General features: G+C 70.1%; 12 protein-coding genes. 9 read left to right on the top strand and 3 right to left on the bottom strand.

Annotated features, from left to right (window positions below; genetic code table 11):
• The first annotated feature begins 28 nt into the window (after nucleotides 1–28).
• From NYE40_RS08055 to NYE40_RS08075, 5 genes are read left to right on the top strand one after another with little or no spacing between them, the layout of a single operon-like run.
• On the top strand, nucleotides 29–10,942 hold the full coding sequence (locus NYE40_RS08055; protein ID WP_339279760.1) for an amino acid adenylation domain-containing protein: 10,914 nt from the start codon (nucleotides 29–31) through the stop codon (nucleotides 10,940–10,942).
• Nucleotides 10,939–11,919 carry a hypothetical protein gene (locus NYE40_RS08060; RefSeq protein WP_153783185.1) on the top strand — a complete coding sequence of 327 codons (981 nt, stop codon included), beginning with the start codon at nucleotides 10,939–10,941 and terminating at the stop codon, nucleotides 11,917–11,919. Before NYE40_RS08055 ends, NYE40_RS08060 begins: the two co-directional genes overlap by 4 nt.
• Complete coding sequence (locus tag NYE40_RS08065) at nucleotides 11,892–12,713, top strand: alpha/beta fold hydrolase (protein ID WP_153783186.1); 822 nt, start codon at nucleotides 11,892–11,894, stop codon at nucleotides 12,711–12,713. The genes NYE40_RS08060 and NYE40_RS08065 overlap by 28 nt, the downstream gene beginning before the upstream one ends.
• Nucleotides 12,710–13,963, top strand: a complete 1,254-nt coding sequence (locus NYE40_RS08070; RefSeq protein WP_153783187.1) for an ACP S-malonyltransferase — start codon at nucleotides 12,710–12,712, stop codon at nucleotides 13,961–13,963. Before NYE40_RS08065 ends, NYE40_RS08070 begins: the two co-directional genes overlap by 4 nt.
• The gene (locus NYE40_RS08075; protein WP_339279761.1) at nucleotides 13,960–14,676 is read left to right on the top strand and encodes a 4'-phosphopantetheinyl transferase superfamily protein; all 717 of its coding nucleotides are present in this window, start codon (nucleotides 13,960–13,962) and stop codon (nucleotides 14,674–14,676) included. Before NYE40_RS08070 ends, NYE40_RS08075 begins: the two co-directional genes overlap by 4 nt.
• Nucleotides 14,677–14,807: 131 nt before the next feature.
• Here the strand turns inward: NYE40_RS08075 and NYE40_RS08080 are convergent, their stop codons facing one another.
• Together NYE40_RS08080 and NYE40_RS08085 are read right to left on the bottom strand one after the other, a co-directional pair.
• Entirely contained in the window at nucleotides 14,808–15,203 is a 396-nt protein-coding gene (locus NYE40_RS08080) for a cytochrome C oxidase subunit II (RefSeq protein WP_153783189.1), read from the bottom strand.
• 164 nt (nucleotides 15,204–15,367) lie between these two features.
• Entirely contained in the window at nucleotides 15,368–15,724 is a 357-nt protein-coding gene (locus NYE40_RS08085) for a phage holin family protein (RefSeq protein WP_153783190.1), read from the bottom strand.
• A 180-nt stretch (nucleotides 15,725–15,904) separates the two neighbouring features.
• Here NYE40_RS08085 and NYE40_RS08090 point away from each other — a divergent pair, with 180 nt between their 5' ends.
• The 4 genes from NYE40_RS08090 (at nucleotide 15,905) to NYE40_RS08105 (ending at nucleotide 20,840) form a co-directional block, all read left to right on the top strand.
• Complete coding sequence (locus NYE40_RS08090) at nucleotides 15,905–18,268, top strand: endonuclease MutS2 (protein WP_028599889.1); 2,364 nt, start codon at nucleotides 15,905–15,907, stop codon at nucleotides 18,266–18,268.
• A gap of 21 nt (nucleotides 18,269–18,289) precedes the next feature.
• Nucleotides 18,290–18,706, top strand: coding sequence for a DUF350 domain-containing protein (locus tag NYE40_RS08095; RefSeq protein ID WP_028599888.1), 417 nt, complete (start codon nucleotides 18,290–18,292; stop codon nucleotides 18,704–18,706).
• Between the two features lie 133 nt (nucleotides 18,707–18,839).
• A complete protein-coding gene (locus NYE40_RS08100; RefSeq protein ID WP_052333444.1) occupies nucleotides 18,840–19,430 on the top strand; it encodes a hypothetical protein in 591 nt (196 codons plus the stop codon).
• A 132-nt stretch (nucleotides 19,431–19,562) separates the two neighbouring features.
• Complete coding sequence (locus NYE40_RS08105) at nucleotides 19,563–20,840, top strand: MFS transporter (RefSeq protein WP_164820154.1); 1,278 nt, start codon at nucleotides 19,563–19,565, stop codon at nucleotides 20,838–20,840.
• On the opposite strand, the gene NYE40_RS08110 is transcribed toward NYE40_RS08105, so the two are convergent.
• Nucleotides 20,790–21,911 carry a CotH kinase family protein gene (locus tag NYE40_RS08110; RefSeq protein ID WP_052333442.1) on the bottom strand — a complete coding sequence of 374 codons (1,122 nt, stop codon included), beginning with the start codon at nucleotides 21,909–21,911 and terminating at the stop codon, nucleotides 20,790–20,792. The two genes, NYE40_RS08105 and NYE40_RS08110, sit on opposite strands and share 51 nt — an antisense overlap.
• Between the last annotated feature and the right edge of the window lie 186 nt (nucleotides 21,912–22,097).

Raw genomic sequence — 22,097 nt, forward strand, 5'->3', positions numbered from 1 at the left:
CAACTGCCTGGAAAAAGGGGGCCATACGATGTTTGACCTAAGCAAGCTCGGCGGCGCTGCCGTTCCGGCTCCTGCCGCAGGCATGGGGCCGGCTGCCGGCCTCGTGTCCGCGGCGGAGGCGGCCGCCGGCCACGAGATCGCGATCATCGGCTTCGCGGCGCGGATCGGCGCGGCGAGCGAGCCGGAGGAGCTGGCGCGGCTGCTCGGCGCGGCCGACGACCGCATCGGTCCGCTGCCGGAGACGCGCCGGCTGGAGCTGGAGCCTTATTTGCGGGGGCTCGGCCTGGACCCGTTGGAGGCGGAGTTTTTCGAAGGCGCGTTCCTCGACGACATCTCCTCGTTCGATCCGGAGCTGTTCCGCCTGTCGCCGAAGGAAGCGTCGCTGATGAATCCGAACCAGCGGCTGTTCCTGATGGCGGCGCGGCAGGCGATCGAGCAGGCCGGCTATGGAGGGAGCGCGCTCGGCGGCTCGCGGACGGGCGTTTATGTCGGCTACAATGCCGATGCCCAGCATGACTACAAGCGCATGATCGAGGCGCTCTGTCCGGAGGAGCTCGGCTCCTCGGCGCCCGGCAACCTCAGCTCGATGATCGCCGGGCGGGTAGCGTACCTGCTCGACCTGCACGGGCCCGCGCTGCAGGTGGACACCGCCTGCTCCTCGTCGCTCGTCGCCGTGCATCTCGCCTGCCAGGCGATCCGCTCCGGCGACTGCGACGCGGCGGTCGCAGGCAGCGTCAAGATCAATCTGCTTCCGCTCGACAGCGGCGTGAGGCTCGGCATGGAAGCCTCGGACGGACGGGCGCGTCCGTTCGACGACGAGGCGGACGGCACCGGCATGGGCGACGGCGTCGTCGCCCTGCTGCTCAAGCCGCTCTCCGGGGCGCTGCGCGACGGCGACTTCATCCACGGCGTCATCAAAGGCAGCGCGGTCGGCCAGGACGGCAGCTCCGCGGGCATCACCGCTCCGAACGCGCTCGCCCAGGAGGATGTCGTCGTCCGCGCCTGGGAAGACGCCGCGGTCGATCCCGAGTCGATCGCCTATGTCGAAGCGCACGGCACCGGCACCTCGCTCGGCGATCCGATCGAGATCGAAGGCTTGACGAGGGCGTTCCGGCGCTATACCGACAGGCGGCAGTTTTGCGCGGTCGCCTCCGTCAAAAGCCAGCTCGGCCATCTCGACCATGCGGCCGGCATCGCCGGCCTGCTGCGCGGGCTGCTGGCGATGAAGCGGGGCGAGCTGCCGCCGAACGCGCATTTCCGCCGTCCGAACCGCAGCATCGGCTTCATCGGCTCGCCGCTGTACGTCAATGCCGAGCCGGCGCCGTGGCCGCGCCGCGGCGGTCCGCGCCGCATGGGCGTCAGCGCCTTCGGCATGAGCGGCACGAACGCGCATGTCGTGCTGGAGGAAGCCCCTGAGCCTGCGCCCGTCCGGTTTGCGGAGGGAGACGGCAGGCCCGGCCTGCTCGTCCTCTCTGCTCGCTCCGCCGCCGGGCTATCCGGCTATGCGGAGCGGATGCTCGCCTGGCTGGCGACGTACGACGCTCAGGCGGCCGGGCTGGATGCGATCTGCGGCACGGCGGCGCTTGGCCGCAGCCATGAGCGCTATCGGCTGGCGATCGCCTGCGCCTCTGCGGAGCAGCTCGCGCTCGCCTTGGCGGAAGCGCTGGCCGCGGGGCTGGACGGCGCGGCGGCAGGCGTCGAGGGCGACGCGGGGAATGAGGCCGAGCGCGCTGTCGAGCAAGCTGCGGAGCAAGCAGCCGAGCGCGCTGACGGAAGCGGCGCGCGGCTCGGCGCGAATGACGAAGCCCGCTGGGAAGCCGACGGCCAGGCGCTTCGGCTGCGCTCGCCGAGGCTGGCAGCCGGTACGGCCGTGTTTTGCGGCGCGCTGCCTCCAGCCGGACGCAGCTTGGATTCGAGCTCGTCCGGACCGCCGCCGCTTTGGAGCGGAGGCGAGGCAGCTGCGGCGTCAGCGGAGCGGCGCTTATCCGGCTCCGCTGACGCCGAGGAGGGGGCCGGGCTCGCGCGGCATTACGCCGAAGGGGGGATGCCGCGCTGGGCGCGCCTGCATCCGCCGGGCTCGCTGCGGCGGGCTCCGCTGCCGAGTCCGCCGCTGGAGCTGCGCCGCTGCTGGCTGCAGCCTGCGCCGAGAGCCCGCTCGGAGGAGAGCCGGAATGAGAGACGGAATGAGAGACAGGATGAGAGACAGGATGAGAGAAAAATGGAGAGGAGGGAGATGACGGAACAAACCGCCGCTGCGGTCCGGCTGACGGATGCCGAGGCTGCCGGAGAAGCGGAGGCCGGCGGCGCAGGCAGCTCTCGCCTGGAGGCGCTGCAGGCGGCTGCCGACGCCTGGGGCGAGGCGCTCGGCTATGGGGAGCTGAGCGTGCGCTCCAGCTACTATGAGCTCGGAGGCGACTCGATTCTCGCGCTGCGCACGGTCGGACGGCTGTCGAAGCGTCTCGGGATCGAGGTGGCCGTGCACGAGCTGCTGGGGCAGCCGGTGCTCGGCGACTTCGCGGCGATGCTGCAAGCGAGGCTGGACGCGGTCCGCGCGGCGCGGCGGGAAGCCGGCAGCGGCGGCCTGGCCGCGGCGGCGCTGGAAGCGCCGGCGAGCGCGGAGCCGGACGGTTCTTCGCGGCAAGAGCCGCCGCAGGCTGCCGGATCGCCGCAGAGGCCATCGTCGGCGTCGTCCGATCCATCGCAGACGGCCGGATCGCCGCAGAGGCCATCGTCGGCGTCGTCCGATCCGTCGCAGACGCTCGGATCGCCGCCAGGGGGCGAAGCGCCGCTTCCGGGCTTCCCGCTGCCGGCCGAACCTTTGCCGCAGTTGGAGGCCGGCGCTGCGGAAGGCGCCGCGGCGCCGATTCCGCTCGTCGCCGAGCAGCCGCATTACGCGGTGTCCTCGTCGCAGCGCCAGATGTACCTGCAGCAGCAGGCGCAGCCGGAGGACCGCAGCTACAACCTGCCGGAGCTGCTCCAGCTGTCCGGCGAGGTCGACGCGGACCGGCTCGAGGAGGCGATCCGCGCCTTGATCCGCAGGCATGAGCCGCTGCGCTCCTCGTTCGCGATCGTCGACGGCGAGCTCCGCCAGTTCGTCCATGCGGACGCGCCGTTTCGGCTCGGCCGGCTGGAGGCGGAGCCGGAAAGGCTGGACGAGACGCTCCGCGCGCTGTCGCAGCCGTTCCGGCTCTCGCAGGTCCCGCTGCTGCGGGCGGCGCTCGTCGCGACCGGCTCGAATTCGCCGCTGCTGTTCCTCGACCTGCATCATATCGCCTCCGACGGCATGTCGGCGGGCATTCTGCTCGAGGAGCTGCTGACGCTGTACGGCGGGGGCATGCTGCCGCCGCTGCCGCTGCGCTATCGCGATTATGCCGATTGGCAGCAGCGGACCCTCGGCTCGGAGCGGCTGGAGGGGCAGCGCCGGTACTGGCGGGAGCGGATCGCGGACGACTGGCCGCTGCTGGAGCTGCCCGCCGATTTTCCCCGACCGCCGATCAAGGACGGCAAAGGGGCGACGTTCGAGCTCGACCTCGAGCCCGGCCTGGCGGCGGCGGTCAAGCGGTTCGCGGCGGCGAGCGGCTGCACGCCGTTCGTCGTCCTGCTGGCCGCCTATCAGGCGCTGCTGGCCAAGCATGCGGGCGCCGAGGATATCGTCGTCGGCACGCCCGCCGCTGGCCGGCCGTCGCCGCAGCTGGAGCGGCTGGCCGGCATGTTCGTCGGCACGCTGCCGCTGCGGGCGAAGCCGGCTGCCGCCAAGACGTTCGCGGCGTTCCTCGCCGAAGTGCGGGAGACGGTGCTCGAGGCGTTCGCGCACGGCGACGTGCCGTTCGAGGAGCTGGTCCGCATGGACGGGCGCCGCGATCCGAGCCGCAGCCCGCTGTTCGACACGATGTTCATCATGCAGAACCTGCGCATCCCGGATCGCGGCGAAAAGGGACTTTCCTATACTCATCGACGCTACGAGCATGGCACGGCCAAGTACGACCTGATGGTCCAGGCGGTCGAGCGGCCGGACGGGCTGCGGCTCGTCGTCGAATACGCGGTCTCGCTGTTCCGCGAGCAGACCGCGCGCACGCTGCTCGACCGTTATGTCCGCCTGCTCGGCGCCTTCCTCGCCGATCCGGAGCGGACGCTCGGCGAGGCTGACATGCTGTCCGCCGCGGAGCGGGAGCAGCTGGAGCGCTTCGGCCGGGGGCCGGAGCTCGGGCTGCCGCCCGTAAGAGCCGAGCGGCTGGTCGAGGCTTGGGCGGCGGAGCGGCCCGACGGCGTTGCCGTCATCGGCAAGGATGGCGCGCTCACGTATCGCGAGCTGAACGAGCAGGCGGAGCAGGTGGCTGAGCTGCTGCGGCGCGAGGGAGCGGAACGCGGCTCGATCGTCGCCGTGCTCGCCGAGCGCTCGCCTGCCATGGTCGCGGCGATGGTCGGCGCGCTCAAAGCCGGCGCCGCCTACCTGCCGCTCGATCCCGCCGCGCCGCCGGAGCGGATCGCCTCCATGCTCCAGGACAGCGGCGCCTGCCTCGTGCTGACGGACCTGCCGGAGGAGGCGCCGGCGCGCGCGGCGCTTGCCGGAGCCAGGGAGCTGAGGCTGTCCGCAGCGCTGCTGGAAGCAGATGCAGGCAGCGCCTGGAGCGCAGCCAGCGGGACGGGCGCAGCCGGCAGGAGCGCAGCCAGCGGCAGGAGCGCAGCCAGCAGCTGGAGCGCCGGCGGCGTCGGCAGCCGGGCGGATCAGGCAGGCCCAGCCCCGGCGGCGGACCGCTTCTCCCCGTCCGCATCGGCGAGTCCGCAGGCTTTGCCGCAAGCCTTACCGCAAGCCTTACCGCAAGCCTTACCGCAAGCCTTGCCGCAAGCCTTGCCGCAACACTTGCCGCAAGCCTCTGCGGACGGCGGCCTGCTCTCGCCGGAGGACCCGATGTATGTCATCTACACATCCGGCTCGACCGGGCGGCCGAAGGGCGTCGTCGTCCCGCATCGGGCGTTCCACGCCTTCGCCGCCTCGATGAGCCGGCTGCTCGGCGGCGTCGGTCCGGACGACCGCTGCCTCAGCCTGACGAGCCTCGGCTTCGACGTCAGCGTCTGCGAGCTGTTCCTGCCGCTGCATGCGGGGGCGGCGATCGTGCTCTATCCGGACGACCGGCTGCTCGATCCGCCGCGCATGGCCCGGGTCATCGCCGAGGAGGGCGTCACGTTCGCCTATCTGCCTCCGACGCTGCTCGGCGACGTTGCCGGCGAGCTGGAGCGGCTCGCCGCAGCCGGGGCGGAGCTGGCGCTATCCCGGCTGCTCGTCGGCGTCGAGCCGATCCGAAGCGGCGTGCTGGAGCGCTTCGCGGCGCTGCGTCCGGGCATGGCGATCGTCAACGGCTACGGGCCGACCGAGGCGGCCGTCTGCGCGACCGCCCATGTGTTCCGTCCCGGCGGCCCGCCGGAGGCGATCGTGCCGATCGGCGGCCCGATGCACGAGACCGACATCATGCTGCTCGGCTACGGAAACGCGCCGGTGCCGCCGGGCGCGCTCGGCGAGCTGTGCATCGCCGGCAGCCATCTGGCGCTCGGCTACCTCGGCCGGCCGGAGCTGACCGCCGAGCGCTTCGTGCCCGACCCGCGCCGGCCTGACCGGCTGCTGTACCGGACCGGCGACCTGGCGCGCTGGCTTCCAGACGGCCAGGCGATGTACGCCGGCCGCATCGACCGGCAGCTCAAGATCCGCGGGGTGCGGATCGAGCCGGCCGAGATCGAGGCGAGGCTGCTGCAGCTGGACGGCGTGCGCGAGGCGGTCGTCGACGCCCGCGTCCTACCGGACGGAGACAAGCAGCTCTGCGCTTATGTCGTGCTCTCCCGCGAGGGCGGGACGAGCGGGCTGCGCGACGAGCTGAAGCGGCTGCTGCCGGAGGCGATGCTGCCCTCCTTCCTGATCGAGCTGCCGCGCATCCCGCTGACGCGCAGCGGCAAGGTCGACCGCCAGGCGCTCCCGGAGCCGCTCTCGCAGGCGCACGGCGGCGTGCCGGACGCGAGCGGCGCTCCGTCGACCGAGACCGAGCGGCGGATCGCCGCGCTTTGGCGGGAGACGCTCGGAGTCGAGCGGGTCGGCCGCACGGACGGCTTTTTCGAGCTCGGCGGCCATTCGCTCAAGGCAGCCGCGCTGGCCGGCCGCATCCGCCAGTCGTTCGGAACGGAAATGCCGCTGCGGGCAGTATTCGAGCATCCGACCGTCGCGGGCATGGCGGCATGGCTGGAGACGGCGGCAAGCGGAGGCAGCGCCGCGACCTGGGGCATCGAGCCGCAGGCCGCGAGCCTGCCGGGCGCCGGCACGGAGCGGGGCATGGCGGCGGAGGCCGGCCGCGCCGGGGAGCGGGCGCTCGGATCGGCCCATTCGATTCCGCGCGCGGAGGAGCGTCCCTATTATCCGATGTCGCGGACGCAGCGGCGGCACTATGTGCTGGAGTGGCTCGGCGGCGGCAGCGCCGCCTACCATGTGCCGCTCGCGCTGCTCATCCGCGGTCCGCTGGACGCGGCGCGGCTGGAAGGCGCGTTCCACGGCCTGATCGCCCGTCACGAGACGCTGCGCACGGCGTTCGTCCACGAGCGGGAGGAGTTCCGGCAGATCATCCGGCCGGAGGCGGAGTTCAGGCTGGAGCTCGGCCGTCTCGACGAGGAGGAGAGGCGGGGGCTGCGCTCCGGTCCGCAAGGGGCGGCTGCCGCGCAAGCGGTCCGCCGGCGGATGGCGGAGCTGCTCCGTCCGTTCCGGCTCGATGCTCCTCCGCTGCTGCGGGCGCGGCTGCTGGAGGGCGATGCCGACCGCCATGTGCTGCTGCTGGATTTCCACCATCTCGTGACGGACGGGCTGTCCATGCCCATCGTCCTGCGGGAGCTGCTCGCGCTGTACGACGGCCGGGAGCTGCCGCCGCTGCCGATCCGCTACCGGGACTATGCGCTGTGGCAGGAGCGGAGGCTGGCGGAGCCGCCGCCCGGGCGCTGGCTGGAGCGGCTCGCGGGCGAGCTGCCGCCGCTCGAGCTGCCGCTCGACCGTCCGCGTCCGGCTGCGCGCTCCGGACGGGGAAGGCGGCTGGAGTTCGCCTTCGACGAGGCGACGAGCGCCGCGATCGCCGGCTTCGCGCGCGGCGAGGGCGTGACGCTCTACACCGCGCTGCTCGGCGCCTATATGAGGCTGCTCGCCGTCTACGGCGGAGCGGCCGAGGTTCGCGTCGGGTCGCCGGCGGCCGGCCGCTCGCATCCGGACGCCGACGGGCTCGTCGGCCTGTTCGTCCATACGCTCGTCCTGCGCGGCTATCCGGCCGCCGAGCGTCCGCTCGGCGAGTTCCTGCAGTCGCTGCAGCAGGACGCGCTGGAGGCGCTGGAGCATCAGGAGCGTCCGTTCGAGGAGCTGCTCGAAGCGCTCGGAGCGCAGCCGGCGGTCGGACGGCAGCCGCTGTTCGACTGCATGTTCGCGCTGCAGAACATGGAGCTGCCGGCTCTGGAGGGAGGCGGGCTGACCGCCGAGACGCTGCCGCTCGATGCCGGCACGGCCAAGTCCGATCTGCTGCTGGAGGCGGCGGAGCGGGACGGGCGGCTGCATTTTCAGCTGGAATATGATACGGAGCTGTTCGCGGACGCGACCGCGTCATGGATCGCCCGGCATTATGCGCAGCTGTGGAAGGAATGGCTCCGGCCCGGCGCGGCTTCGCGGCCGCTGGAGGAGCTGGGCTTGATCGACGGCGAGGAGCGGTGCGAGCTGCTCGGCGAGGTCCGTCAACGGAAGGGAGAGGCGACGATGAACAAGATAGAGGGCGCGGCAGAACCGGAGCGCGCCGGGACGGAAAGCGGCTGGTGCAGCATGATGCGGCAGTTCGAGGAGCAGGTCCGGCTGCGGCCGGACGCTCCCGCCGTGCACGCCGGGGAGGAGACGTGGACGTACGCGGAGCTGAACGCGCGGGCGAACCGGCTCGCCCATGCGCTGAGGGAGAAGGGCGTCGGGCCGGAAAGGCTCGTCGTCGTCATGGCGTCGCGCTCGCCGCGGCTGCTCGCGGCGCTGCTCGCCGTGCTCAAGGCGGGAGGCGCGTTCCTCGCGGTCGATCCGTCGTATCCGGAGGAGCGGATCCGCTGGATGCTGGAGGACGCCGGAGCGGCGCCGGCGCTCGTCGAAGCCGCCTATGCCGGCCGCGCGGCCGGCGCCGCCGAGGAATGGCGGCTCGAGGAGCTGGAGGAGGCGTCCGCGCTTCTGCCGGCGAGCGATCCGGAGCCGGTCAGCCGGCCGGAGCATCTCGCCTATGTGCTGTACACGTCCGGCTCGACCGGCCGTCCGAAGGGCGCGATGATCGAGCATCGCGGACTGGCGAGCTTCCTGCGGCAGTTCGCCGCGCGGCTCCCGTTCGCCGCCGGGCAGGGCGTGCTGGCGATGGCCGCCGTGTCGTTCGATATTTTCCTCGTGGAGACGCTGCTGCCGCTGACGCTCGGCATGCGCGTCGCGCTCGCCCGGGAGGAGGAGCGCGGCGACGCCGAATCGCTGAGCCGGCTCGTCGAAAGGCATGAGGTCGACGTGCTGCAGCTGACGCCGAGCCGCTTCAAGTGGTGGGCGGCGCAGCAAGGCGCGACCGCCGCGTTCCGGCGGCTGTCCGTGCTGCTGATCGGAGCCGAGCCGCTCGCGCCGTCGCTGCTGCAGCGGGTCAAGGCGGCGACGGACGCGCGCATCTTCAACCTGTACGGGCCGACCGAGACGACGGTATGGACGTCCGTGCAGGAGGTGACGGAGCTGGCCGCGGACGAGGCGATTACGATCGGAACGCCGATCGAAGGCGCCCACATGGTCGTGCTCAGCGCCAAGCTCAAGCTCGCGCCGACGGGCGTCATCGGCGAGATCTGCATCGGCGGCGAAGGCGTCGGGCGCGGCTATCTCGGCCATCCGGAGTGGAGCGAGGGCGCATTTGCCGAGCATCCCTATCGGCCGGGCGAGCGCCTGTACCGGACCGGCGACCTCGGGCGGCGGCTCGCGAGCGGCCAGTTCGTCTACGCCGGCCGCCGCGACCATCAGGTGAAGATCCGCGGCCATCGGGTCGAGCTCGGCGAGGTGGAGCGGCTGGCGCAGGAGGCTCCCGGCATCCGCGAGGCGGTCGTGACGGCCGTCGACGAGGAGGACGGAGAGCAGGCGCTGTGCCTGTATGCGGTGGCGGAGCCCGGCCTGGAGGACGGCGCGGACGAGCGGACGAGGACGTATTTGGCGGCGCGGCTGCCGGGCTACATGATTCCCGCGTATCTCATGCTGCTGGAGCGGATTCCGCTGACGCCGACCGGCAAGATCGACCGCAAGTCGCTGCCGAAGCCGCAGGCGCGCGGCGCGGCGGCGTTCGAGCCGCCGGCGGGAGAGCTGGAGCGGCGGCTGGCCGGGCTGTGGCGGGACGTGCTCGGCCAGGAGCGCATCGGCCGCCGGGACGGATTTTTCGAGCTTGGCGGCCACTCGCTCAAAGCGGCGACGCTGGCGAGCCGCATCGCCCGCGAGTTCGGGGCCGACGTCCCGCTGCGGGAGCTGTTCCAGCATTCCACGCTGAGCGCGATGGCGGAGCGGATCGGAATGTCCGCCGCGGCGTTCGAGCCGATCCCGCGCCAGCCGGAGCGCGAGGAGGGATATCCGATGTCCCCCGCGCAGCGCCGCTTGTACCTGATGCAGTGGATGGCCGGCGAGGCGGCGATGTACCATGTGCCGTTCGCGGTCGACATCCGCGGCGCTCTGGACGCGGAGCGGCTCGAGCGGGCGTTCGGGGAGCTGGCCCGGCGTCAGGAGAGCCTGCGCACGACGTTCCATTACGAGGACGGCGAGTTCCGGCAGAAGATCCATCCGCCGTCGGGCTTCGCGCTCGAGCAGGCTCCCGAGCTCGGCAGGCTCGCGGCGGAGGAGCTGGCGTCCGGCGGCGGGGTGCCGGTGCAGAGGCTGATGAAGGCGTTCATCCGCCCGTTCTCGCTCGATCGCGAGCCGCCGGCGCGAGCCGCGCTGCTGCAGCTCGGTCCGGAGCGCCATCTGCTGCTGCTCGACCTGCATCATATCGCGACCGACGGCGTATCGACGTCGCTGCTCGTTCGCGAGCTTGGCGCCCTCTATGCCGGCGAGGAGCTGCCGGAGCCGCCGATCGGCTGCCGCGACTTCGCCGTCTGGCAGCTGGAGCGGCTCGAGTCGGAAGCGATGCGCGAAAAGGAGGCGTACTGGCTTGCCCTCTACGAGGAGCTGCCGCCGGCGCTCGAGCTGCCGCTCGACCGGCCGCGTCCGGCCGCGCCGAGCTTCCGCGGGGCGACGCTTGAGCGGCGCCTCGGCCGGGAGCTGACGGCGGCCGCCGAGCGGCTGGCGGCGGCGCGAGGGGCGACGCTGTTCGCCGTGCTGCTCGGCGCCTACGGCATCCTGCTGGCGAAGTACGCCGGGGAAGAGGACATCGTCGTCGGCACGCCGGTCGCCGGGCGCGGCCATCCCGACGTCGAGCCGCTGATCGGCATGTTCGTCAACACGGTCGCGCTGCGGCTGCGGCCGGCGGGCGAGCTGGCGAGCGGCGACTACATGCGCGGCGTGCAGCGCGATCTCGTCGACGCGCTCGACCGTCAGGACTATCCGTTCGAGCGGCTCGTCGAGCGGCTGGGGCTGCAGGCGGAGGCCGGCCGCAACCCGCTGTTCGATACGATGTTCATCCTGCAGAACATGGAGCATCCGGAGTTCCGCGCCGGCGGACTCGCGCTGGAGCCGCTGCCGTTCGATCCGGGAGTCAGCAAGTTCGATCTGACGCTCGAGGCGGCGGCGAGAGACGGCGAGCTGTCGGTCACGTTCGAATATGCGGCCGACCTGTTCGAGCCGGACACGATCGAGCGGCTGGCCCGGCATTACGAGGAGATCTTGCGCCAGCTGTGCGCGGATGCCGATGGCGCGCGCGCCATCGAAGATTTCGAAGTCGAGACGGAGGAGGCATGGGGATGAAGCTGACGCTGGAGCGCAAGCCTTTCGGCGACTTCTGGATGAACTGCATGCTGAACCAGGCGTTCAGCATCGCGCAGTCGGTCCATCCGAGCTACCGCGATGCGGCGTATCTCAATCTGTACCGCTATTTCCGCTGGGAGGCGGCGACCGACCGCGAGTTCCGCTATCCGACGATCGACTCGCTCTATTATTTGAGCGACACGGAGTGGGAGAAGTTTCCGCTGACCGGCGTCATCCGCCGGATCGTGCCGATGCATTTCCGCGACGAGAGCCGCATGCTGGACGAGATCCGCGACGTGCTGCGGAGCGGGCGCAATCTGAGCCTGAACGTCGATCTGTTCGGCTGGCTGCCGGACAGCATGGCGTGGCAGAAGTTCCATTGGTACCATTACTCGCTGTTCAACGGCTTCGACGAGGAGAAGGGCGTCTTTTACGTCATCGACGACACGCTGGCGGGCTACGGGGAGCATGAGGTGCCGGAGGAGCGGGTGCGGGAGGCGTTCGCGCAGTCGGAATACAAGCTCGATCCGGGCTATGCCGGCCCGGCCTGCTACGTCTATGAGCTGCAGCCGGACATCGTCCCGTTCGAGCTGAGGCTGGAGGAGGTCGCGGCGCACGCAGACCGGCTGTCGCAGGAGCTGGAGGCCTTCGGCATGGACGGCATGTGGCGGGTCGACGAGGCGCCGGGGGAGAAGCGGGAGCAGCAGCTGACGTACGGCCTCGTCGGCATCAACATCATCGTCAACCGCCAGGAGGCGAACGCGGGACTGCTCGAGCGGCTGCGCCTGAAAAAGCTGCTGGAGGACGAGCTGCTGGATGAGCTGGACGAGCAGCTCGGCCGCATCCGCGAGGGCTGGGCGGCGCTCAAGCAGCGCTTCGCCGACGGCAGCTTCCGGCGCGAGCGCGACGCCGAGCTGGCCGAGCGCCTGCTGGCGCGGGAGCGCGAGCTGTGGAGCCGGCTCGCGGCCGAGGCATGAGGCCGCTGCGGCTGTTCTGCCTGCCGCATGCCGGCGGCTCGGCTCAGCTGTACCGGCGCTGGGCGGCCGGCGCTCCGCCGGGACTGGAGCTGGCGCCGCTGGAGCTGGCCGGACGGGGAGTCCGGCTCGGCGAGCCGTTTTATCTCGGCATCCGCGAGGCGGCGGAGGATCTGCTCGGCGAGGTGCTGGAGCGGCGGGAGGAGGGCCGCTTCGCGCTGTTCGGCCACAGCATGGGCGCGCTGATCGCCTATGAGCTGGCCGTGCTGCTGCAGCGCGCGGGCGGGCCGCAGCCTGAGGCGGCGTTTCTGTCGGCCAAGGACGCTCCGCAGGTGGAGCGCCGGGAAGCGCCGATTCACGGCTTGCCCGAAGAACAGTTCATCGAGCGGATCCGCCGTCTCGGCGGCTGCCCGGACGAGCTGTTCGAGCAGCCGGAGCTGCTGCGGCTGTTCCTGCCCGTGCTGCGCGCGGATTTTCGGCTCGTGGAGACGTACCGCCATCAGGACGCGCCGCTGCTGGAGACGCCGGGCGTCGTGATGGGCGGCCGCGCGGACGGGACGCTGTCGGGGTCTTGGGTCGAGTGGCAGCGCTGGTTCGCCGCTCCTTGCCGACTGGAGCTGTTCGAGGGCGGACATTTCTACGCGCAGGAGCGCCATCCCGAGCTGCTGCGGCGGATCGCGGACATCCTCGGGCTCGCACCGGAGAGGGGAGGAGCCGCGCTCGCGCCGCTGGCATCCGGCGCGGGCGGAGGCAGGCTCGGCCTTGGGGGCATAGGGGAAGGGAGGAATTCGCGATGAGAAAAAGACCGGCGCCTGCGCTGCTGTTTCCCGGCCAGGGCTCCCAGCGTCCCGGCATGGGACGGGCGCTGCTGGAGCGGCATGCCGAAGCCCGCGCGGCCGTCGAGGAGGCCGGCGACGCGATCGGAGCCGACCTCGCCCGCCTGCTGCGGGACGGCTCGATGGAGGAGCTGACGCGCACCGAGATCGCGCAGCCGGCGATCCTCGCCGTATCGGTCGCGATGTACCGCGTCTACCGCGGCAGCCTCGGCGGGCCGCCGCCTGGCTGGCTGGCGGGGCACAGCCTCGGCGAGTTCAGCGCCTTGGCTTGCGCCGGCGCGCTGCCGCTCGGCGACGCGGCCCGGCTCGTGCAGGCGCGCGGCCGGCTCATGGCCGAGGCGGCGCGGCGGCAGCCGGGCGGCATGGCCGCCGCGCTCGGCATCGCGCCGGAGCGGGCCGAGGCGATCTGCCGCGAGATCGCGGCGGACGGACGGTTCGGCGTCGTCGTCCCGGCGAACTACAACGCTGCCGCGCAGACGGTGCTGTCCGGCCATTTCCCGGCGCTGGAGGAGGCGGCGCGCCTCGTCCGCGAGGCGGGAGGCAGCACGGTCCGTCTCGCCGTCGGAGGCGCGTTCCACAGCCCGCTCATGGCTTCGGCCGCCGCGGCGTTCGGCGAGGAGCTGAGCGCGGCTCGGCTCGGCTCGCCGCTGCTGCCCGTGCTCTCCGGCGTCACGGGCCGGCGCATGCCCGGCTCGGCGGCCGCGCTGGCGGAGCTGCTGCAGCGCCAGCTGACCGCTCCGGTGCGTTGGACGGCGGTCATGGCGAAGCTGGCGGAGCTCGGAGCTCGAGCGGCGGTCGAGGCCGGACCGGGCGCCGTGCTGCAGCGGCTCGCCGCAGGCTCCGGCATCCGCGTGCTGGCGATGGACGAGGAGGCGGCGCTTGGAGAGCTGGAGGAGACGCTGCGGCGCGGCCGCTGCCTCTCCTATCTCGAAGGCTGCCTCGCCGTCGCCGTCGGCACGCGCAGCGAGGAGGACGACTTGCTCGTCTACCGGCGGGAGGTGGAGGCTCCGTACCGCGAGCTGGAGCAGCTGCTGCAGGCGGCCGAGGCGGAGCCGTCCGCGCCTGTCGACGCAGCCCGGCTGGAGCAGGCCGAAAGTCTGCTCGGCCGCCTGCTCGCGGGCAAAGGGCTGCCCGAGGCCGAGCGGCGGGAGCGGCTGTCCCGGCTCGCCGCCGCGCATGGCCGCCGGCCGGTCGAGGCCGAGGCGCGATGAAGGGCGTGCGGGCGGAGCTGCTCGTGCTGCGCCTGCCGGACAGCCCCGGCAGCCTCGCCTGCGAGCGGCTGGAGGCGGCCGTGTCGCCGGAGCGGCGGGAGCGCTGCTCGCGCTATCGGCGGCGGGAGGACGCGCTGCGCTCGCTGGCCGGCGAAGCGCTGCTGCGGGCCGCGCTGTCGCGGCGGACCGGCAGGCCCGGCGCCGAGCTGCGGCTGGCGGAGAACCGATTCGGCAAGCCCTGCTGGGCGGATGGCCGCTCGGACGGCGGCGGACTGCGGTTCAATGTGTCGCATGCCGGCCGCTGGGTCGCGGTGCTGCTCGGCGGAGGAGAGGTCGGGGTCGACGTCGAGGAGATCAAGCCGCTGCAGCCCCTGTTCCCGGTCGACTGCCTGCATCCGGCCGAGGCCCGGTGGTGGCGTCGCCTGCCCGAGCCGGAGCGGCTGGCGGCATTTTACGAGCTGTGGACGCTCAAGGAAAGCTATGTGAAGGCGAAAGGAATGGGGCTGTCGCTGCCGCTGCATTCGTTCGCGGTGCAGCCGCTGGAGGGAGGCGGAGCGGCTCTCGCTCCGCCGGACGGGGACTGCCGCCTGCGGCTCTATCCGCTGGCGGAGGACATGCGCCTCGCCGGCTGCGCCATCGACGGCAGCCTGCCGTCGAGTCCGGAATTCTGGACGTTCGAGCAGCTGCTCGAGCGCGCTGCGCCGAGGCGCTGACCCGCTCCGGGCGGCGACGCCGGTCCGGCTGTCCCGGCCGAATCGGCCGTCTCCGCGACCGAGCTCGACAAAAAGGCCGTCCCCCGCCGCTTGCGCGCGGCGGGGGACGGCCTTGCTCGTTTCGGGCTCGGCTAGACGACCTTCAGCACCGAGATCATCTTCTCATGGCCGGGACCGCAAGGAATGCTGCACTCGATCTGATACTCGCCCGCCTCGCTGAAGGAATACACCTTCTCGTCGCCGGCGTTCATCTTGACCGAGGTGTTGGCGACGCGGATGCCGTGGATGCCGTCGCTTTCCAGCTTGATGCGCAGCGGCTCTCCTTTCTTGATCGTGTAGCTCTCTTGGTCGAACTTGTAGTTGGTCGCTTTGATGACGAGATCCTGCGTCGGCTCGGCCGTCGTCTCGACGGCTGCGGAAGGCCCGTTCGAGGCCGGAGCGGAGCTGCTGCCGCATGCGGCGGAGATCAGCAGGAAGCCGGCTGCGGCGGCGATCAGCGGAAGGCGGCGGAAAAAGGAACGGTTCATAGTCAGTCTCCTTTCAAATGGGGGCGAAGCCGGTCGGACATGCTGTCCCTATCATACCCAATCCCGGCTGCGATCGGAATGAGGCGGGCGGCGGAAGGGTTGAACAAATGATGACAATCTATGTAAGCCGCCAGGCTTCGAAGGGAAGCTTGACGGCGCCGGTCTCAGTGCTGTTCCTTGCGCTTGGCCGCATCGAACGGAGTCGGGATGAAGAGGTCGATGATCCCGATGACGAGCGCGGCGAGAATGGCGCCGAGCCAGGTGACGGCGACTCCGCCGACGATGAACTGGGCGATGTAGAGGACGATCACGCTGGCGACGAAGCCGACGATGCCGCGGCCGAACGGGCTCACCCGCTTGCCGAAGATGCCTTCGACCACCCAGCCGAGCAGCGCGATGACGAGCGCCAGCATCAGCGCGCTCCAGAAGCCGCCGACCGTGAACTGGGGCACGATGAAGCCGACGAGCATCAGCACGATCGCCGATACGATGAAGCGGACGACATGTCCGAGAAAGTTCATGCAAGTTCCCTCCAATCGAGTTGTTCCCGTCTTCCGCGCGGCGCGAGGCCGTCGGTTTCGCCGGGTGCACGGCATTAGCATGGCCGGAATCGGGCCATTTCATGTAGGAAGAGTTCTCGACCCGTGCGCCTGCCGTGCCCATCCGTTATAATGGCCCTAGAGAGGAGCTGTGGACCGTTCGTGGACAGCAAAATTTTAAGCACGCTTGAATATTCCAAGATCATTCATCAATTGATTCAACATACAGCGACTCCGATGGGCCTGCGGATGGCCGAGGAGCTCGCCCCTTCGTCCGCGCTCGAGGACGTCGTCCGCTCGCTGCAGGCGACGGCCGAGGCGGCGAACGCCTACCGGCTCAAAGGGAATCCGCCCTTCCGCGGCGTGGCGGACATCCGCGCCCATCTGAAGCGGGCTGCGATCGGCGGCACGCTGAGCCCCGGCGAGCTGCTCGAGGTCGCGCTGACGGCGCGCGGAGCGCGGCGGGTGCGCAGCCATGTGCTGCACCTGCATGAAGAGCATCCGATGCCGCTGCTGGCGCTGCTGGCGGAGGGCATGTATCCTCGGCGCGAGCTGGAGGACGAGATTCTGGCCTGCATCGACGAGAGCGCGGAGGTGCTCGACGGCGCCAGCGTGGAGCTGGGCCGCATCCGCCGCGAGCTGCGTCAAGGCGAAGGCCGCGTGCGGGAGAAGCTGGAGCAGATGCTCCGCTCCTCGTCCGTGCAGAAGATGCTCCAGGATACGCTCGTCACGCTGCGCGGCGACCGGTACGTCATCCCGGTCAAGCAGGAGTACCGCAGCCATTTCGGCGGCATCGTGCACGACCAGTCGAATTCCGGGGCGACGCTGTTCATCGAGCCGGAGGCGGTCGTGGCGCTCAACAACAAGCTGCGCGAGGTCAAGGCGGCCGAGGCGCGCGAGATCGAGCGCATCCTCCAGAAGCTGACGGCGCTGGCGGCCGAGGCGGCCGAGGATCTGGCGATCAACCATGACGGCCTCGCCCAGCTCGATTTCGCCTTCGCCAAGGCGCAGCTCGCGCATGCGATGAAGGCCGAGCTGCCGCTCATGAACGACGAGGGCCGGATCGTGCTGAAGCGCGGCTTCCACCCGCTGCTCGACCGGACCAAGGCCGTGCCGCTGCATCTCGAGCTCGGCTCGTCGCATAGCGGCATCATCGTCACCGGCCCGAACACCGGCGGCAAGACGGTCGCGCTCAAGACGGTCGGCCTGCTCAGCCTGATGGCGATGTCCGGCCTGTTCGTGCCCGCCGACGACGGCACGGAGCTGTGCGTGTTCGACGCGATCTATGCGGACATCGGCGACGAGCAGAGCATCGAGCAGAGCCTCAGCACGTTCTCCAGCCATATGACCAACATCATCCGCATCCTGCGCGACATGACGCCGAGCAGCCTCGTGCTGCTCGACGAGCTCGGCGCGGGCACCGATCCGGCGGAGGGCTCGGCGCTGGCGATCGCGATCCTCGACCATATCCATCGCACGGGCTGCCGGCTGCTGGCGACGACCCACTACAGCGAGCTCAAGGCCTATGCCTACAACCGTCCCGGGCTGATCAACGCCAGCATGGAGTTCGACGTGGCGACGCTCAGTCCGACGTACCGGCTGCTCGTCGGCGTGCCGGGACGAAGCAACGCGTTCGCGATCGCCGAGCGGCTCGGACTGAGCAAGGCGATCATCCAGCAGGCGCGCGGCGAAGTCAGCGAGGAGGACCTGCGCGTCGAGAACATGATCGAGTCGCTCGAGCGCGACCGCCAACGCGCGGAGCAGGAGCGGGACAGCGCCGAGCAGCTGCGCCGCGAGCTGGAGGAGGAGCGCAGCCTGTACGAGGAGGAGCTGCGCCGCTTCGAGGAGCAGCGCGAGCGGCTGCTCGCCAAGGCTCAGGAAGAAGCGCGGCAGGCGGTGCAAAAAGCCCGCCGCGAGGCCGACGAGATCATCCAGGAGCTGAGGCAGCTGCAGCGCGAGGAAGGCGCGGCGGTCAAGGACCATAAGCTGACCGAGGCGCGCAAGCGGCTGGAGGAGGCTTCGCCGCAGCTGGTCAAAGGACGCCAGGGCGCGCGGCCGGCGGCGGCCGAGCGGGCGATCGAGCCCGGCGACGAGGTCAAGGTGCACAGCCTCGGCCAGCGCGGCCACGTCGTCGAGCTGTCCGGCTCGGAGGCGACCGTGCAGCTCGGCATCCTCAAGATGAAGGTCAAGCTGGCCGACCTCGAGCTGCTGAAGCCGGCGCCGGCGCCGAAGGCCGCTCCCAAAGCGGCTTCATCCACGTTGAAACGCACGCGCGACGACAACGTAAAGATGGAATTGGATCTTCGCGGCTCGAACCTGGACGAATCGATCATCGAGGTGGACCGTTTCCTGGACGAATCCTTCCTGGCCGGCATGGGGCAAGTGTACATCATCCACGGCAAGGGGACCGGCGTGCTGCGCGCCGGCATCCAGGATTTCCTCCGCCGCCACTCCCATGTGAAGAGCTATCGGCTTGGCAACTACGGCGAGGGGGGAGCGGGCGTCACGGTCGCGGAGCTCAAGTAATTCCGAGAGGAAGGGATTGGCGTGAGCGGAATCATCGACGGGCTGTTGGGCAATGCCTATGCCTCTTCCCTGATTTATGTCGCCGTGACGATCATGGCGCTCATCTTGTTCCTGACCTTGTTCGAATGGGTCGCCAAGTACAAGTGCTGGGACGAGATCCGCAAGGGCAACGTGGCGGTGGCGATGGCTACCGGCGGCAAGATTTTCGGCATCTGCAACATTTTTCGGTTCTCGGCCGATGCGGGCGATTCCATCTACGGGAGCTTGATCTGGGGGGCGTTCGGCTTCGTCGTGCTGCTGCTCGCTTACTTCCTGTTCGAGTTCATGACGCCCGTTTTCCGCATCGACGACGAGATTCAGCGCGACAACCGCGCGGTCGGCCTGATCGCGCTGATCATCTCGGTGTCGATCTCGTATGTCATCGGAGCGACGATCTGACGGCTTGGGGGAGGTAGACATGAAGTACCTTTGGGGCACTTTGGCCGTGCTGGCCGTCCTGTTCTTTGTGCTCGGCATTTTATATCTGGTATGATCGGGTTCGGACAGCAGGATTGGGAAAGGAGCTGCAGCGATGGAGCATCAGCAGCAGGAGGGCGCGGCGGACATCTGTCCGTGGTGCGACTCCGAATTGGTTTGGGACGAGGAGATCGGTCCCGAGGAAGTCTGCCCGCATTGCAGCAATGAGCTGGGCGGGTACCGGACGCTCAGCGTAGGCGGGGCGCAGGCGGAAGAGGAGGACGAGGGCGCCGGCTTGGCGGCCGGCCATGCCGGCGCTGCCGCTAGGACGGCCGGAGCGGCCTCGCGCAGCGTCGAAGGCTTGGACGAGGAGGCCGACTGGGAGGCGGGCGACGATACCGGCTGGGCCGGAGCGGGACGTCCGCAGTCGTGGCTGCGCGCCGACGAAAAGGTGCAGCGCATCCTCGACGATCAGGAGGAGATGCCGGAATGCCCGTCCTGCCGCGAGTATATGCTGCATGCGGGCACGAACACGCTCGGAGCGGGCTCGTTCTCGCCGGTCGAGCCGCCTTCGCTCAAAAAGCCGCTGCTCCCGGATTCGATCCGGCTGCAGCTGTATGTCTGTCCGAATTGCCATGAGGTATCCACGAAGCTGGACCTCGGCTCGCGGACGTTCCTGGCGGAAAGGCTCGACCAGGAAGATTGATCCGGCGATACGCGAACAGCTCTCCGTCTTGCGGAGGGCTGTTTGCGTTCGGCGCCAGCAGGCCGACGTGACGGCCGCTTGCGAATCATCTCCTCCGCGGCAGGGAACCATTTCCGCATGGAGGTGATGTCCGTGAAAAGCGAAAGCGCGCTCCGTCCCTCGCGCGAGGGAGCGCTGCACGGCCAGCCGCTGCTGCTGCTCGCCGTGCTGACCCTGTACAACGGCGCAAACGCGCTGTCCGGCGTTTTCGTGCCCGTCTATCTGTTCAAGGCCAACCAATCCTACGCGCTCGTCGGCTGGTTCTCGCTGCTCCAATACGCCGCCGGCGGGCTCTGCGTCTATCTGGCCGGCTCGTGGGTGAAGCGCAAGGGCCTCGTCGCTTCCCTGCGCACGGGAATCGCCCTCTCCGGCGGCTTCTACATGGCCGTGCTGCTGCTCGGCGGCAAAGCGGCGGCCTGGGCCGCTCCGCTCGGCCTGCTGAACGGGACGGCGGGAGGCTTCTACTGGCTCGCCTACAACGTGCTTTATTTCGAGATTACGGAAAAGGACAATCGCGACGCCTACAACGGCATGGCGGGCCTGCTCGGCTCCGCGGTCGGCATGGCGGCGCCGTTCCTGTCGGGACTCGTCATCGCAGGCAGCGGCGGCAACAAGGGCTACACGGTCATCTTCAGCGTGTCGCTCGCGCTGTTCGGCGCGGCTGCCCTGCTCAGCGCCAAAATCCGGAAGCGGCCTCCGCAAGGTCGCTACCGCTGGAGCTTTCCGGCCGCCGAGCTGCGTCAGCGGGCGAGTCCTTGGCGGCGCTTCGCGCCGGCGATCGTGCTGCAGGGGCTGCGCGACGGCGTATTCCTGTTCGTGCTTGGACTCGCCATCTACGCCTCGACGGGAGCGGAGCAGAAGGTCGGCACTTATTATCTCGTCACCTCGCTTGTCGGCATGGCCGCCTTTTGGCTTTGCGGCCGCAAGCTCGGACCGGAGCGCCGCCGCGCGGGGATGCTCGTCGGCACGCTGGCGCTCGCCGCGGTGCTGCTGCCTCTGCTCGGCGGCATGACTTACTCGAGCCTGCTGCTTGTCGGCATCGGCACGGCGCTGTTCTCGCCGCTTTATCTCATCCCGATCACCTCGTCGGTGTTCGATCTGATGGGCCGCAGCGAGGAAGCGGCGGCCAGCCGCGTCGAGCTGACCGTGCTGCGCGAGCTTGCGCTGACCGCAGGCCGGCTCGTCGGCGTGCTGGCCTTCATCTACATCGCCGGCCGCTCGGCCCCGGACTCGCCGGCGTTCGCCTGGCTGCTGCTGGCGCTCGGAGCCGCCCCGATCGCCGGCTGGGCCTTCATCCGCGACCGGCTCCGTCCGGAGGACTCAGCCGTCCGTGCCGCGGATCCGGACGGGCATGCCCGCAGGCGCGGATGAACCGCGCGTCCAGCGCCGAAGCTCCTTCGCCGCGCTCGCTCGGCGCTGCCGGACGTACTGGAGGATGACCTCGGGCTCTCCGCCGAACAGCCCGCGATTGGCGGCGCGGCTGGCATCATGCCGGACGGCCGCGGCGATGCCGCCGTGCAGCTCCTCCACGAGACGTCCGATCCGCTCCTCGGTGAAGTCTTCCTCAAGGATGCGTTCGAGCCCTTCGGCGTACGCCCGCTTCCACTCGTCGAACTGCAGCAGCCGGCGCGTCAGCCCGTTGTAGCCCTGCACCCGCACCATGCCGGCGGGGCATAGCTTGCCGTAGCAGTTCCGTCCCCAGGTGCCCTCGTAATCCCAGGGCAGGATGCCGTACTGCTGCCGGGTCGCTTCCTCGTACAACGCGTAGTTCTGCTCGAAGCCGTCGAAGTTTCCGGTCAGCACCGCGCCGGACAGCCAGCGGAAATAAGCGGGCACGTCGAGGCGCTCCTCCAGCAGCTCCCGCAGCTTGGCGTTTTTCAGCCGGTGGATGCCGCGGATGAAGGAGCAGAGGCGGGGCAGCGTCTCGCCGTCGCCCTCGATGAATTCGTAGCCCTCCGCCAGGTCGCGCTTGCGGCGTCCGCTCTCGGAGAGCGAGCGCTCGAAGTTCGCGGAGTCGTTGGCGGCGTACAGAAGCGACCGGTAAGGGATGCCGCGGAGCGCGAAGAAGCGGGAATTGACCGCCTCGATCTCCAGATACAGGCCGCGGCATTCGCCGTTCACGTCCAGCCATACATGGCGGGTGCGCGGCGCCGGCACGCCGATGCCTTCCATGAAGCGGAACGAGAGGGCGTTGCGGATCATCGACGGATCGTCCGCTTCCGCGTTCCAGTGCAGCACCAGCCCGCTGTCGAGGCGAATCTCGTACGATTTCTTCGGATACTCTCTCGTATGCCCTCCCCGATAGCGAAGCCTGGCGCCGTCCGTCCTCCCGCCCGTGGTCAGCTGGACCGGCACATGCTTCCGGCTCCATACGTCGCTGGCGAGATCCGCTTGCGCCTGGGCGCTGATCCGAATGGATCGGACCGCCAATCCGGCTCTCATCGCGCACCGCCTCCTTTTTGTCCGCTCCGTCTCCGCTCTTGCCCATGGGATACCGTATTCCGATCCGGCCGGGTTGGTTCGGGGCGGCTTTCGGGCGGGACAGCCCGGCGAGTCCCCATGCGGGTGGCAGACAGGCCGCATAGGATAGAGCAGAGCGGAAGGCGGCGGCGAAGGCAGAGGCAACGC

The sequence above is a fragment of the Paenibacillus sp. FSL W8-1187 genome, from assembly GCF_037965485.1.
Lineage (GTDB): Bacteria > Bacillota > Bacilli > Paenibacillales > Paenibacillaceae > Paenibacillus_O > Paenibacillus_O pasadenensis.